Annotated in this window: 7 protein-coding genes; all 7 read left to right on the top strand. The window is 33.6% G+C overall.

Translation table 11 applies throughout. The features are described from left to right. The first annotated feature begins 55 nt into the window (after positions 1 to 55). On the top strand, positions 56 to 736 hold the full coding sequence (locus DRF65_RS16315) for a hypothetical protein (protein WP_115971831.1): 681 nt from the start codon (positions 56 to 58) through the stop codon (positions 734 to 736). Further along, a complete protein-coding gene (locus tag DRF65_RS16310; protein ID WP_115971830.1) occupies positions 729 to 5,897 on the top strand; it encodes an Eco57I restriction-modification methylase domain-containing protein in 5,169 nt (1,722 codons plus the stop codon). The genes DRF65_RS16315 and DRF65_RS16310 overlap by 8 nt, the downstream gene beginning before the upstream one ends. 219 nt (positions 5,898 to 6,116) lie before the next feature. After that, complete coding sequence (locus DRF65_RS16305; RefSeq protein ID WP_115971829.1) at positions 6,117 to 8,330, top strand: cysteine peptidase family C39 domain-containing protein; 2,214 nt, start codon at positions 6,117 to 6,119, stop codon at positions 8,328 to 8,330. Between the two features lie 4 nt (positions 8,331 to 8,334). Further along, positions 8,335 to 8,832, top strand: coding sequence for a hypothetical protein (locus DRF65_RS16300; RefSeq protein ID WP_115971828.1), 498 nt, complete (start codon positions 8,335 to 8,337; stop codon positions 8,830 to 8,832). A gap of 575 nt (positions 8,833 to 9,407) precedes the next feature. Beyond that, the gene (locus DRF65_RS16295; RefSeq protein ID WP_115971827.1) at positions 9,408 to 10,292 is read left to right on the top strand and encodes a DUF4007 family protein; all 885 of its coding nucleotides are present in this window, start codon (positions 9,408 to 9,410) and stop codon (positions 10,290 to 10,292) included. After that, the gene (locus tag DRF65_RS16290) at positions 10,282 to 13,500 is read left to right on the top strand and encodes a hypothetical protein (protein ID WP_115971826.1); all 3,219 of its coding nucleotides are present in this window, start codon (positions 10,282 to 10,284) and stop codon (positions 13,498 to 13,500) included. The genes DRF65_RS16295 and DRF65_RS16290 overlap by 11 nt, the downstream gene beginning before the upstream one ends. Beyond that, positions 13,497 to 14,603 carry a phosphoadenosine phosphosulfate reductase domain-containing protein gene (locus DRF65_RS16285; protein WP_115971825.1) on the top strand — a complete coding sequence of 369 codons (1,107 nt, stop codon included), beginning with the start codon at positions 13,497 to 13,499 and terminating at the stop codon, positions 14,601 to 14,603. The genes DRF65_RS16290 and DRF65_RS16285 overlap by 4 nt, the downstream gene beginning before the upstream one ends.

The raw sequence follows: 14,603 nt of genomic DNA, 5'->3' as shown, positions 1-14,603 counted from the left end.
TTATCCAGAAGCGGTAAGTCGATGATGATTTGCCGCTTTTTTTAAATCTATCCATATGAAAATACATTTAATACTGCCATACCTGCTTTTTCTTTTCATCGCCGGTTCCTGCCATAAAGAAATCAAATCCGAGAAAGGGGGAATTGATATTATTTCCAATGTCTATTTTGATGCTTCCCAGGGACTAAACAAAATGCAGAGTTTTCATGTATCGAAAATAAATTATTCCCACGATCAGCTTATAGAATATGTTCCGGACCTTTCATTTCCCGAGATCAACAGACAGGTGTATTATATAAGAGATTCACTCTGTTATCCAATTGACCCCATGGAGCGTAATCTCATCTTTTCTGATCTTTCCAAAAAACAGCAACCTTTTCTGATTTGGAAAAAGAAAGAAGGGGCTGTGTTTTCAAAAGAATGGATTCCCAACTACAGGAACAGAAGAAACCTGACCGATACGATCTTATTCCATAAGAAATACAAACGCTTTGAGATCAATTCTCCCTGGACGTATACAAGATTCTATATATATCCAACAGATACCATTTTACCTTATTCACTGTACAGACATGCTGAAAAGGATTATCACGGACGGTTGGAACGTATTGATTCTTACAATAAAAAGGATGATGCTTTTTTAACGCTCCAACTACTGCCCAGAAAGAATTGGGATGCTGATGCCAAAGAACTATTTGAATTTAATCATTTTGTAAAAAACAGGAAAAGTGAGTGAAAATCAGCTAACATATAACGTTGATGATATTTCCGTAATAGAAGGGCATAAAAATGAACTCATTGTTTTTAAAAACACTAAGGAAAGGGATTCATTTCTTGAACTTCTGAAATTAAATCAGCAAAACAATAACAGGACTCTTGTTGCCCTTCATTCCGCTGCAAATACCAAAAAGTTTATCAACAGGTATCAGAATTATGAGGGTAAAATATTTCTTTGCCTGGATGGAGACAGAACGGGAAATATGATGACTCTCAAAGTCCTTACTGAATTGAATGAGAAAAATATAAAGGACATCCGTCTACTATATGGAATCTCAGAAAGCGGTAATCAAAACCTAAGTGAATATTTAGAAAACAAATTAGGTCTTCAAAATAAAAATACTACTTTAGTCGAACCAAAAAACTCAGAAGATGCAAACCTTAATATTAAACGAAACGGACTTTCCGTCACTCAGTACGTGGGATCCGAACTTTCTGAACGAAATTCTGGAGAATCTCTCCAAAACGGCCAATCCGGGCAAAACGGAAATCACCCGAGAGGACAAGCTATGGGCAGCAACCATGCTGGAAATGGACTTACAGGCACAGAGTGGAGCGATCCGGGAAACAGAGGAGGAGGAAGATCCAATAACGGAGCACAACCGCAAAATGATGAAGAAAATGAAGGAAGAAAACATTCCGTGGGCAGAGTCATATCCGGGAGAGCTTTATCCGATAGAACAGGATCAGAATTAGATGTATCCCATAAAAATAATGAGGATGTAGATATTCTCATATCAAAATATAAAGGTCAGAAGCTGACTAATGAGCAAGTTGCGGAAGTAGTTTCTGCAGCTTGCTTTGTTTCAAATGACCACAAAATTATTCTAAATGAAAATCTTAACCCCACAGATGAACTGAAAGATATTTGTAGTCAGTTCAAAAGTGGTGGAACATCAAAGGAAGGCAGAGGAATTTTAGATGAATACTACACCGATTCAAGGATTGTAGATACTGTCCGCAATTTAATCAAAGACCGATTTAAAAACCGGAAGGAAATTTCGGTATTGGAACCTAGCGTAGGAACAGGAAACTTTCTCTATGCTGCAAAACAGCTGGGGATTAAAACCAACCTTACGGCTTTTGAAATCAATAAAACCACAGCAAAAATTGCCAAAATCCTTCATCCCGAAGCAGAAATCTATCTTCGCTCGTTTGAAACTGAATTTATTGATGAGAAAGGTCATAAAAAAGAATTTTCTGAAAAGTATGATCTGGTTATTGGTAATCCACCTTACGGAGAGCATCGGGGATTGTACAAAGGTTTGGGAGAAGAACCGAAAATCTCAAAATATGAAGATTATTTCGTTAAACGTTCTTTAGACTGCCTAAAACCTGGTGGGACTCTGGCTATGGTACTACCGTCGGGCTGGCTAAATCGTCAAAGTCAATTGAAAAATTCCGAATTGATAGAAGGATTCCGTTTGCCCAGTGGTGCTTTTGCCGGAACCGCCATTGGTACGGATATTATTATTTTGAGAAAAGACCCTCAGAAAATTTTTACAGATATTTCCGACTATTTTGAAATTAATCCGGATAAAATTCTTGGTGAAACTCGGGAAAAAACCAACCGTTTCGGGCGTCTGGAAAACTATGTTTATGGAAATTTAGAGGAGGCTTTATTAAAAATAGGACAGCTGAGGGGCAAAAAGGAAACCGAAAGAATCGGGAATCTTTTTGAAGATTTATTCCTGGAAGCTGAAGAAGAACCAAAAATCCCCTTAAAAAATAAGGTTTCGGAGGTTCAACCGGAAAAAATTACGAATTCTGAGCCTGGTGAAGCAGATCTTACTGAAGTCCTGAAAAAAGTGGAACAGGTACTTTCATCGCTCAATGCTGTAAAATTTAAATCTCCGGCAGTTGTAAGGGAAATTGCGAAGTACTCGGAAATTCAATCCCAAATTGCCAGTAAGCCAAAGAAGCTCGATCAAAACCAAATTGATGAGATTCTCCAAAAAGCGGATAAAATCCTTCAGTCGCAACATGAAAAAAATACGGAGTATAGAATTCAGACCAAGCCGGAGCTTAAAAAGGGGATTCTAAAGTATCAATTCCTTAAATCCGATGAAATAGTAAATACGTCGCTTCAAAACAGCGCTGAACTTTCAAAGGCACAAATTGAGGCTTTTAGAGATACAAATTACGAAGGAGTTTTAAATAAAAATGGTAAACACCATCAATATGCCAATTTTATTCATGGAAAATGGGTGCATGATTTTTATTATGCTGAAGGGAATATTTATGCAAAATTACAGCAATTAGAAATTGATTTTAAAGACTCTTTTTCGGAAGGATATTCTGAAACTCAATATTCAAAACAAAAAGCACTGTTGGAAAGTGTTTTTCCCAAACCTAAATCACTGGATGAGATTTTTATCAGTCCCAATCACGAATTTATTCACCAATTTGGGTTGGGTTATGTAGAAAAGGATCAGTGGAATTCTAATACAAGACAAACGGAAACCGTAATGATATCCTACAATCTTGCTGAAAAGTTTAAAGATTTTGTCGGAACATTATCCAGTGAGGCTTTTGCCGGCTCTTCGGCATGGGAAGTCAGAAGCTTTGTAGATAATGAAATCGTTACAGGAAGTGATAAGGAAAGAAATGCGCTTGTCCGTGAAAGGAGAAAAGCCGCTGCTAACGATTTGTTTTATAAATTTTTGAGAGAAGAATTATCAGATGAGCTAAGGGAACGTTTTGTAAAAGACTTTAACAGGAACTATAATAATATCCATGTTCCGGATTATTCCAAATTCCCTCTTTTTTCTAAAATTCATCTCAATTTCAAAGGAAGAGAGTTGAAATTAACCGAGGTTCAGAAAGCAGGAATCGGGAGGCAAACGACAAAAGGGGTTGGATTATTAGCTCATGAAGTAGGCTTTGGGAAGACTTTATCAGGAATCCTATCCATTCATGAGGCAATGGAACGTGGAAATGCAAAAAGACCTTTAATTGTTGTTCCCAACGACAGTATTCTCAAACAATGGGTGGAAACGATTTTTGAAACCATTCCTCATGCGAAAGTAAATGTACTGGGAAATCTCGGTAAAGATTATGACCTCTCAAAGTTTGATAATAAGGACGGAGAGATTACCATAGTTACCTATGAAGGCTTCAATAATATCGGTTTTTCTGAAAATATTACTCAGGAGCTGGCTTCCAGGTTTTCTTACATTTCAGAAAGTGAACTAAAAAGTATTAACTCCATTAGCGAAAGGGATTTTCAGAAAGAACTGGAGAAAGAAAAAGAGATGGAGGGAAAAATGAAGCGTGGTAAAATTTATGATTGGGAAGATTTTCGCTTTGATCATCTCACTTATGATGAAGTACATAATGCCAATCATATCGTCGGTAAGGTTAGGGTAGAAGATCGAAGATTTGCTTCGGATTTCAGGAGCCAAAACCAGCAAACTTCCAAATTGGGAATTAACACATGGATGGCGTGTCAATACATTCAGGAAAAGCAAAATGGCAGAAATGTCACCTTATTATCCGCAACGCCTTTCACTAACAAACCGTTAGAATATTATTCGATTTTATCACTGATTGCCAATAAACGTTTGGAAGAATCGGGATATTTCAATGTGAATACCTTCTTTGAAACTTTTATGGAGGCGGATAATGATATGGAAATTGATGCAAAGGGGGATGTCAAATTTAAAGCTAATGTCCGAAGATTCAAAAACAATTCTTTGTTTCAACAACTTTTATCAGAGTTCATCGATATAAAGGGGGAGGAGGATAATCCGGAACTGGTTCGTCCCAACAAAATCAATAAAGAATACAAAATTGAACAAAATGATCTGACGAAAGAGCAATATGATTTACTTAATGAAAGCTTTAGTGAAACAGAGAAAGGAGCAATTCTTACTCATATCCTTAATGCCCGGTTGATTGCCATTTCTCCGTATTTATCACCTTATTATGAAGACGAACCTTCTGTACAGGAATTTATAGAGAACTCTCCGAAACTAAGGCAGACGATGGATCTTATCCGACAGAATAAAAAAGACATTCCGGATTCAGGACAAATTATTTATTCAGAACTAGCAGTTGCAGAATTTCCTAAATTGAAAGAATATCTTGTACAGAAAGTTGGCTATAAACCTGAAGAGGTTGGAATCATTACCGGAGCAACAAGTAAACCCAACAGGTTAAAAATCCAGGATGATTTTAATTCCGGGAAAATTAAAATAATTATTGGCAGCGAAGCCATTCAGGAAGGAATGAATCTTCAGGAAAATACAACCGATCTGTATCTCCTTTCTTTACCCTATAATTTCACTTCTCTACGACAAGTGGAAGGACGAGCGCATAGACAAGGCAATAAAAACGAAAATGTCAGGATTAATTTTATGCTGACCAATGACAGTATTGATGTTTTTATGCTTCAAAAATTGCAGGCTAAGCAGGCAAGATACATGGAGGCCATGAAGAAAGGCGCAGATGTATTGGATGTTTCGGATATCAGTACGCAGGAATTGAAGACTTCGATTATTACCAATCCGGAAACCAGAGCCAATATCGAAATTGAATTGCTGAAAAAACGCATTGAAAGTGAGAAAAATAAACATTTGGCAGATAGTGCTTTTGTGTTGAGAAAGTATGAAGATTTTCTAAAAGTAAAGGAATTGGTTACCAAAGCTGAACATTCCTACAACAGGATAGAGGGCTATGCACAAAATGGAGATGATAATGCAGATTGGTGGAAGTCTCAACTTCCGTCCTATCAAAAAACAATTGACCTGCATAATGCTCAAGTTAAGGAGGTAATTCAAAATTTAGCAGAAAAAGGAGTTAATGTTACCGAAATTGAAAAGCAAACCAAGGCTACCGAAGATAAAATTGCAGAACTGGATAAAAACCTGGAAGAGCTTCCTGAAATAAAAGCAAATTTAATATCTAAATATGCAGAGGAAAAAGCAAAGAAGCTCAAAATGAATGAGCTTATAAATTATGTAAAAGAAAGGGCAGATGAAAATTGGACTTTATATAAGATTTCAGGAAAATTGGATTCTATAAATAATCTGGAGTTCAAAAATTCTGTTGATGTAATGCCATTACCAAGAGAAAACATGAATCTGGAAGATGAATCGACTGTAGTAAGAAAAAGATAATGGAAAATATTTAGAGATTCCTTCTTTCCCTTTTTTCCGAGAAATTAATTTTTCAGACGGATTGAGTTTAGCAGAAAGTAAGGCATAGTTATTATTCTCTCATTTTATTTTGGATGAGTTTTTATAAAGAAAATATAACACGTCAAGTTCTGGCGTGGGTGAGGATTAGCTTTGCTTTAGAAACATTAAAACAAAATATTAATTGCTAAAACACAGCTTATGAAGAAACTATTTGATGATGAGTGGAGTGATGATCTCTCTGAGTTCAAGGTCATTTCCATAGAAGATTTAAACAAGGGATTTGTAGGAGATAAAAATGCTTTGGGTGACCATATAATCAATAAAGATAACTCACCTGATTACAGAAGTCCGTTCCATGATTACAGAAATACTCCTTTAGGTTATTCTTATTTAACTGATAATCCAGTATCTGTATTTGCTTCAACAGGAGTAAATGAGAAAGGAGAAAAGGGATATGAATATTATTCGGAAGTATTACCTTGTGAAACGGGTTCACAGGTATATGGAAGTTATCAAGCCAATGCAAGAAAAAAACAGGCTTTATTTCTGTTCTATGAGAAGCCTAATTCTAACAAATCAAACTTCTCTGGTGACTTCTATATTGCCAAAATGGGAGATTATTTTGTGCAATTGTTCAAAAAATTTCCAGAACCAATACCTTCCAGTATAAATGGTCAATTCTTTAGGGATATTACTTCTATGGAAGATGAAGCTGCTTATCTAGCTCAATTAGCTTATACTTTTGAGAGGGATAAAATAGATGCTACTCTTGTTCATCAGGCTTTGATGAGAGAGTATCAGTTTTATACAGGTGACAGAAGATTTGAAGAGATTATAGGAAATATCTCATCTATTCCTGCCGATGCCATTGGATGGTGTGCTGAGAAGTTGGAAGCCTTTAAGCCCACAGAGAAGAATTATAACCCTGAAGCTAAAGATTATTCTCCATTAATCCCCATTATAGGAGGTGTTGCAGTTCCTGTTAATATGAATAAAGCTGCACAGTTCTTTGAGAACTTGGGAGATAATCCTTTTGTTCAGGGAGCAGAAGTTGCTTTTTCAAAGGTATGGTCATTGGTGAAAGAGGCAGCAAGTAAAGTTAAGGATGCTTCTGTAGAGCACCTTCCTGATGCCTTTAAAAAGCTGATTAACAAAGTTACTGGTGTCATTAATGATATTAAATCCTTTCTTACCAATGTAACAGATGATCTTAGTGAAATGGCAAAACAAGGTGTAGAAATCCTTAAGTTAGCTAATGCTTTCTATTGTGGTATTAATAGTGGAATTATCAGCCTTATCCAGTGTTTACTTTATATTTTAGAATTTCTTTTACAGCCTACAACTTCTTTTTCTTATCAGCAGTACCTTGAAAGAAGAGATTTAATGGAAAAAGCAGAGGATGTAATAGACTGGGTAACAGAGAATGTACCTAAATTCTTACAAGGAGTTAAAGACCTTTTTAAAGCAAGTGGAAGTATTTCAAAGTCTGATATGGAAGGAATACTGGATAAGATGAAAGAGTACTTCGGTGATGTTTCAAGATATACAGTAGCTTTTTATGTAGGTATTTTTGCCTTTGAACTACTGATTAATATTGTCCTCCTTATCTTTACAGAGGGTGTAGGGAATGTTGTAAAAGGAGCTACTTATGTACAAAAAGCTGTAAGTTTATTAAAGGTTCTGGCAAGGGAAACTGTTTCTGTGGCTACACTTGGAATTACAGATTTACTGGCTTTTCTTTCAAGATTTATTATTAGATTTGGAAAAGCTTGTACTAAAGGGTTTGCTGGCTTTACCAGATTCATTGAAGAATTATTGCAAGGGGCTAAAAACGGTGCTAAAGCAGAGGAACTAGCTGATGAAGTTCATGATTTAGAGGAAGTAATAATCAGAGGCAGGAAACTTCAGAGAGGTGGTGGTGATGCAACCAAATCCTTTGCTGAGAATGCAGGAATTAGAATAGAAAGATGGATAAGTGAAGCTAAAGTTTTTGGACAATCTACAGATTATACTTGTGCTGCTACTTCTTTGAGAATGACATTACATGACAAAGGTATTTTATTATTAGAAGATGAATTGGCAAGAGCTTTAAAAACCGATACTTATGGGGCTTCAATTTTAGATATCCCTGATGCTCTATATTTTAAAAGATTGGAAGATCAGGTAACAGCTATTGCAGAAAAAGACATCAAGTTATCAAAGTTATTAGAAAAATTAGAAGACGGAGATAAAGCAGTAGTAAGTTTAAGGACAGATGAGTTTAAAGGTCATGCTGTAGTATTGGAAAAAGTGGAAGGTGGAAAGGTATTTTTACGAGACCCTTTGCCTATGAATCAAGGAGCTTCTTATTCTATGAAGATAGAAGACTTTGAGAAGATATTTAATGACAAAGCAGTAATTATAAAAAAATAAAGTGATGACAGAACAAGGAAACATACAATATAACACAAAAGGAGAGAAACCTTTAAAAGGTTATCAGATTGTTAGGGTGAGAAATGTCGCCCACTCAAAAGAAGTATTAGACAATTTTAAGAATGCAGTTTTAACCATCTTAAAAAACAAGAATTTAAATGATGAAGACCCAAAATGGGAGCAGTTATTACCACAAGGTATAGTAAACAAGATAAGGCAATTGGATGATAATGATAAGAAATATGATGAATTATTAAAAAGCGTAAATATGTCTGTTTATAAATTCCAAAAAATAAGAGAGTGGGAATGGTATAGCTCCGTAGAAACAGAAAAAGGTTTTGATATTATTGTTAAAGGTAAGTTTAATGCTGGGCAATTCATCAACTTCATTCATTGTCAAAATGTTCCTTTAGGTGATATCAGGATTATAGATGCAGATAAGCAAGAATTTTATGAGCTGAAGACCATAAAAGATTATACATCATATAAGATACTAAAATAGATATATAAGTATTAATAACCCATGCTTGTTTAAACCTAAAGAGGCTGACAAAACAGCCTCTTTTAGGTTTTATCCCTATGTCTTTAAAAATTAAATTGTAGTTGCCATTACATCAAAATAAGAACATTGTCTCCATAAATTTTTATTTCCAATAACATAGATTTTTTTTTTAGCTCTTGTAAGAACCACATTAAGCATATTAGGTTTTGATGATGCCCAATTCAATTTATTGCTCCTGAAGATTTGGGATCGTTTCCCAATACCAAAAATACAACATCAGTTTCTTTTTTCTGGAATTTATGAATGGTTCTACAGGAAATTTCTGGTTTGTCATAAAATTCCCGAGCACATCGACTTGCAACAGATTTGAAGGGAGAAATAATATAAATATTACCATTGTACCCCTTATTTTGAAGTTGAATTATTTTTGCCTTAAGTTCTTCTATTTTTCCCTTTAATACATGCTATAAGCGCACGAGAAGCGATCTCAATGAGAGTTTAAGCATTTACGTTGTCTCTGATTCTAATTTTGATTACTTTTACAATATAAAAAATATTACTTTTTTAAAACAATAATGATATTAACAAATTCAGATATATTAAAATTCACATTTTCCGGACATGACTCTTTTCAGTGCCGACAACTTTGGCTAAAAAAGGGATATGATTTTGTTCAGGAAGAACAATCATTCAATAATGAGGATGCGGTTGTAAAACTTGGTGTCGGGAAAAATATGGTTTCTGCAATCCGCTATTGGATGAAAGCTTTTAATATTATCGACAATAAAGATAAATTAACAAAGTTTGGAATAAAAATTTTTGATACCGAAAGCGGATATGACCCATTTTTAGAAGATGAGGCCAGTTTATGGTTATTACATTATCAACTTATAAAAACAGGACTTGCTTCCATATATACAATTATATTTAATGAATTTAGAAAGGAAAAACTTTTTTTTACAAAAGAGACTTTTTTAAATTATCTAAAACGAATTCAGGAGGCAAATCCTGAACTAAATTTTAATGAAAATACCGTTGCAAAAGATTTTTCTGTCTTTTTGAATATGTATAAAAATGATGAGGGCGGCAATGAGGTGGAAGATAGTTTTTCAGGGATACTTTCAGAAATTGGGTTACTGAAACAAATTGGGAAGGGTAAAGATGAGCAATTCCAAATTGAAAATAACGAAAGAGATGGTTTACCTGATGCGGTAATGCTTTTCTCAATTTTGGATAATTCTAATTTCGGAAATTCAATTAGTTTAAATTCTTTAGAATTTGATACTAATAGTCCAGGTTCAATCTTTGCATTAAACCGTTCAGGATTAGTAAATAAAATTTCTGATATTGTTAGTGATAGTAAAAATATTACATTCACAGACCACGCAGGAATCAAAGAACTTCAATTTAAAAATAAACCTGATGCATATTCAGTTTTAGATAAATATTATGGCAAATAATTTCACTACATCAGTAAATATAATTAGGGATACGGAAAGAAATTTCAATTATATTCCAACGCCCAATGCAGGGCAAGTTGTGAGCCAAATTGTAAACGATTTTAAAAAAGGCATTCGTTCTTTTAGTATTGTTGGAACTTACGGAACAGGAAAGTCATCATTTCTATTAGCGTTTGAGCAAAGTATTAGAGGGAAAAAACGATATTTTGAACCTAATTTTATAGAAAACCCTAAAGCTGAGTTTATCAAAATTATTGGAGCTTACAGTTCCATTATAGAAGAGTTTGCGGATACCTTTCAAATAAACACCAATAAAAATAAACACGAAAATATTTTATCAGAGATATTTAATCGTTACCATTCGTTAGGAAATAATGGTATATTATTTTTGTTTTTAGATGAGTTTGGTAAATTTTTGGAATATGCGAGTAAACATAACCCTGAAAACGAATTATATTTCATCCAGCAATTAGCAGAATTTTGTAATAATCCAAAATACAACATTGTTTTAATAACTACGGTTCATCAAAGTTTTGAGTCTTACGCTTATTCATTGAGTAATACTCACAAACAAGAATGGACGAAAGTCAAAGGTCGTTTTCGTGAAATTACTTTTAATGAGCCTGTCGAACAGCTTTTATATTTGGCTTCTGAGCATATTGCTGAAAATTTTGAAAGTAAACAATCTAAATCAATTATAGAAAAATGTTTGGGGTTGTCAATCGGGACAAAGGCTTTCAATTTTAATAATGATTTCTTAGACGAGATAGCATCAAAATTATATCCGCTTGACATAATGGCCGCAAATACACTGACACTTGCGTTGCAGCGTTATGGACAGAACGAAAGGTCATTGTTTACTTTCCTTGAGTCTACCGACCATACAGGATTAGCAAAATTCAATAAACAGGAGAATCCGTTTTATAATTTGAGTTGTGTTTATGACTATTTGAATTTCAATTTTTATTCGTTTCTTACATCTAGATATAGTCCCGATTTCTCGGCTTGGAGTTCTATCCGTTCCACAATAGAAAACATAGAACGGACATTTGATGTGTCTATAAATGATTATATTAAAGTCGTCAAAACAATAGGATTGTTGAATATTTTTTCAGCAAATGGAGCAATTTTAGATGAGGATTTTTTAAGTAGCTACCTCGAAGTTGCTTGTGGTGTCTCAAACAGTGAAACCATTATTAAAAATCTTAATTCCAAGAATATTATTCGTTTCCGTTCTCATAGCAAACGATACATTCTTTTTGAGGGAACAGATTTAGATATTCAAACAGCATTAATTGAAGCAGGAAATAAAATTTCAGAGGTAAACGATGTTACTGCGTTACTCAATAAATATTTTAATTTTTCGCCAGTATTTGCTAAACTTTACTCTTACGAAACAGGTACTCCAAGGTTTTTTCAATTTAAGATTTCGGAATACCCTATAAAGAAAGAAATTCCAGAAGGAGAAGTAGACGGTTATATCAATCTTGTTTTCAATAGTAAATTAACCTCAAAAGATATTGAAGAAGTATCAAATCTTCAAAAAGAAGCTATTATTTATTGTTTCTTTGAAAACTCAACTGAAATAAAAAATTTGCTTTTTGAAATTGAGAAAATTCAAAAGGTAATTGATGAGAATAAAGATGATAAGGTTGCCAAACGTGAATTAGAAAATATTTCCGATTCTCAAAAACGACTATTAAATCATTATATCACTGATAATATTTATACCGGAAGTAAAGATGTAAAATGGTTTTTCAAAGGAGATGAAAAAACAATTGCAAATAAAAAAGACTTTATCAAATTACTTTCACAGGTTTGTAGTATCGTCTATGATGCAACACCTGTTTTTAAGAATGAATTAGTAAACAGACATAGAATATCATCTTCTATTCACACTGCCAAACGAAGTTATTTTAAAGCATTAGCAAATAATTGGGATAAAGAAAATTTAGGTTTTGAAGATGCTAAATTCCCACCTGAAAAGACGATCTATTTATCATTATTAAAGGAAAATGGGATTTCTCCTATTCGAGAAAATTCTATTGATGTTATTTCTATTGATAATAACTCATCGTTTTACAGACTATGGAAAACTTCTGAAATTTTTTTGGAAGAAGCTAAAGATGAACCAAAAAGGATTTCAGACTTTGTTGAAATATTAAGCAAGCGACCATTCAAACTGAAACAGGGATTGATAGATTTTTGGATTCCAACTTTTTTGTTTTTGAAACGTGATGATTTTGCTATTTTCAATGAAGATAGCTACATTCCATACATGTCTGAAGAAAACCTTGAATTGATAGCAAAATATCCACAAGAATATACTATTAAGGCATTTGATATTGAAGGTGTAAAATTGGATATCTTTAATAGTTACAGGACTTTTTTAAATCAATCTGTTGAAGAAAAATTTGACAATGTATCATTTATAGAAACCATAAAACCTTTTATAGTATTTTATAAGCAATTGCCAGAATATTCTAAACAAACAAAAAGATTATCATCATCAGCATTGAAAATTCGTAAAGCGATAGCTACAAGCAAGGACCCTGAAGAAACATTCTTTGAGGCTTTTCCAACTGCTTTGGGATTATCTCTTATTACGTTGCAAAAAGATAAGTCCAAATTGCAAAGTTATGCTGTAAACTTACAAAATGCAGTTCGGGAATTAAGGACTTCATACGATGAGCTAATAAAGAGATTTGAAGAATTTATTTGTGGAGAATTTGTGGGAAGAGCTGTTGATTTTGAAGAATACAAAGAGCATTTACAAAAACGTTTCAAGAAGCTAAAGAAACATTTGTTATTAGCTAATCAAAAAACATTTGTGCAGCGTATTGATTCAGCTTTGGACGATAAAAAAGCATGGCTCAATTCTATTGCACAAGCAGTTACAGGAAGAACACTTGAAGTATTTACTGATGAAGATGAAATCTTGCTGTATGAAAAATTCAAAGCGATTATTTTGGAACTGGATAGTCTGACCAATATCTCAAAAGCAGATATTGATGAGGTTAATGAGGATGTAATTGGAGTTAAGATTGATTCATTCTTTAGTAAGATTGACCCTAAAGTTGTGAGAGTACCTAAAAGCAAGAGCGGAGAGATTGAAGACTTGAAAAATGTATTAAAAACTCAACTAGGAAAAGATAAGACTTCAAATATTGCAGCAGTGTTGAATTTATTAAAAGAATTAATGCAATGAGTAAAATAAGACATGTTTTAGGAATTTCAGGAGGTAAGGATAGTGCAGCTTTAGCTATTTATGTGAAGACTAAATATCCGGAGTTAGAGTTGGATTTTTATTCAAGCGACACAGGAAAAGAACTTGATGAGACTTACCAACTAATCCAAAACCTTGAAGTTTATCTAGGTATAAAAATAAATATTCTAAAAGCTGCGGAAAACAGTTCAGAAGATCCTTTTGACCATTTTTTGAAAATGTATGGAGGTTTTTTGCCATCTTCAAATTCTCGTTGGTGTACCAAAAAGTTGAAGCTTGATCCATTTGAAAAATATGTTGGTTCAGATCCTGTTGTTTCTTATGTTGGTATAAGAGGTGATGAAGAAAGAGAGGGATATATCTCTACAAAGAAAAATATACAGTCTATTTTTCCATTCCGAAAGAATATATGGAGTGAGGATGTTGTGGCTAAAATATTGTCCAATTCAAATATAGGAATGATTGAGGATTATGCTAAAAATATTGATTTTGGCAGGTTTCAGGATAAAGCTTTACAAATTGTTTCAAAAAAAATAGATACTTCTTTTACACAGGCACATAAGTTAAAAGCTTTGTTGGATACTGATGTAAAAGGCTTTAATCATTTAGTTTTTGAATTTTTAAAAACAACAGACTATCCATTGGCAAGTGAAAAATCTTTTCCATTACTTGACAATGAAGATGTTTTAGTACGAGATGATATTTTCAGAATTTTAAAAGAAAGTGGCGTTGGTGTTCCTGCTTATTACAACAAAATTGATTTTGAAATAAATGGAAAAACGGGTCAATATGCAAGAAGTCGTTCAGGTTGTTATTTTTGTTTCTTTCAGCAAAAAATCGAATGGGTTTGGCTGTATGAACAACATCCCGATTTGTACAAGAAAGCAATGGAATATGAAAAGGATGGCTATAATTGGGTTCAAGGTGAAAGTCTAGAAGATTTAATAAATCCTGAAAGAATGGCAAAAATTAAAACTGAATATATTAAAAGAATGGAACGAAAAGCATCTAAAAATCAATCTCCTTACTTGATAGATATTTTAGACGAGGAAGAAGGGATTGGATGTGCTTCGTGTTTTATATAA

This window comes from Chryseobacterium pennae (assembly GCF_003385515.1).
Taxonomy (GTDB): Bacteria; Bacteroidota; Bacteroidia; order Flavobacteriales; family Weeksellaceae; genus Chryseobacterium; species Chryseobacterium pennae.
This window is presented reverse-complemented; position numbering and strand designations above follow the sequence as displayed.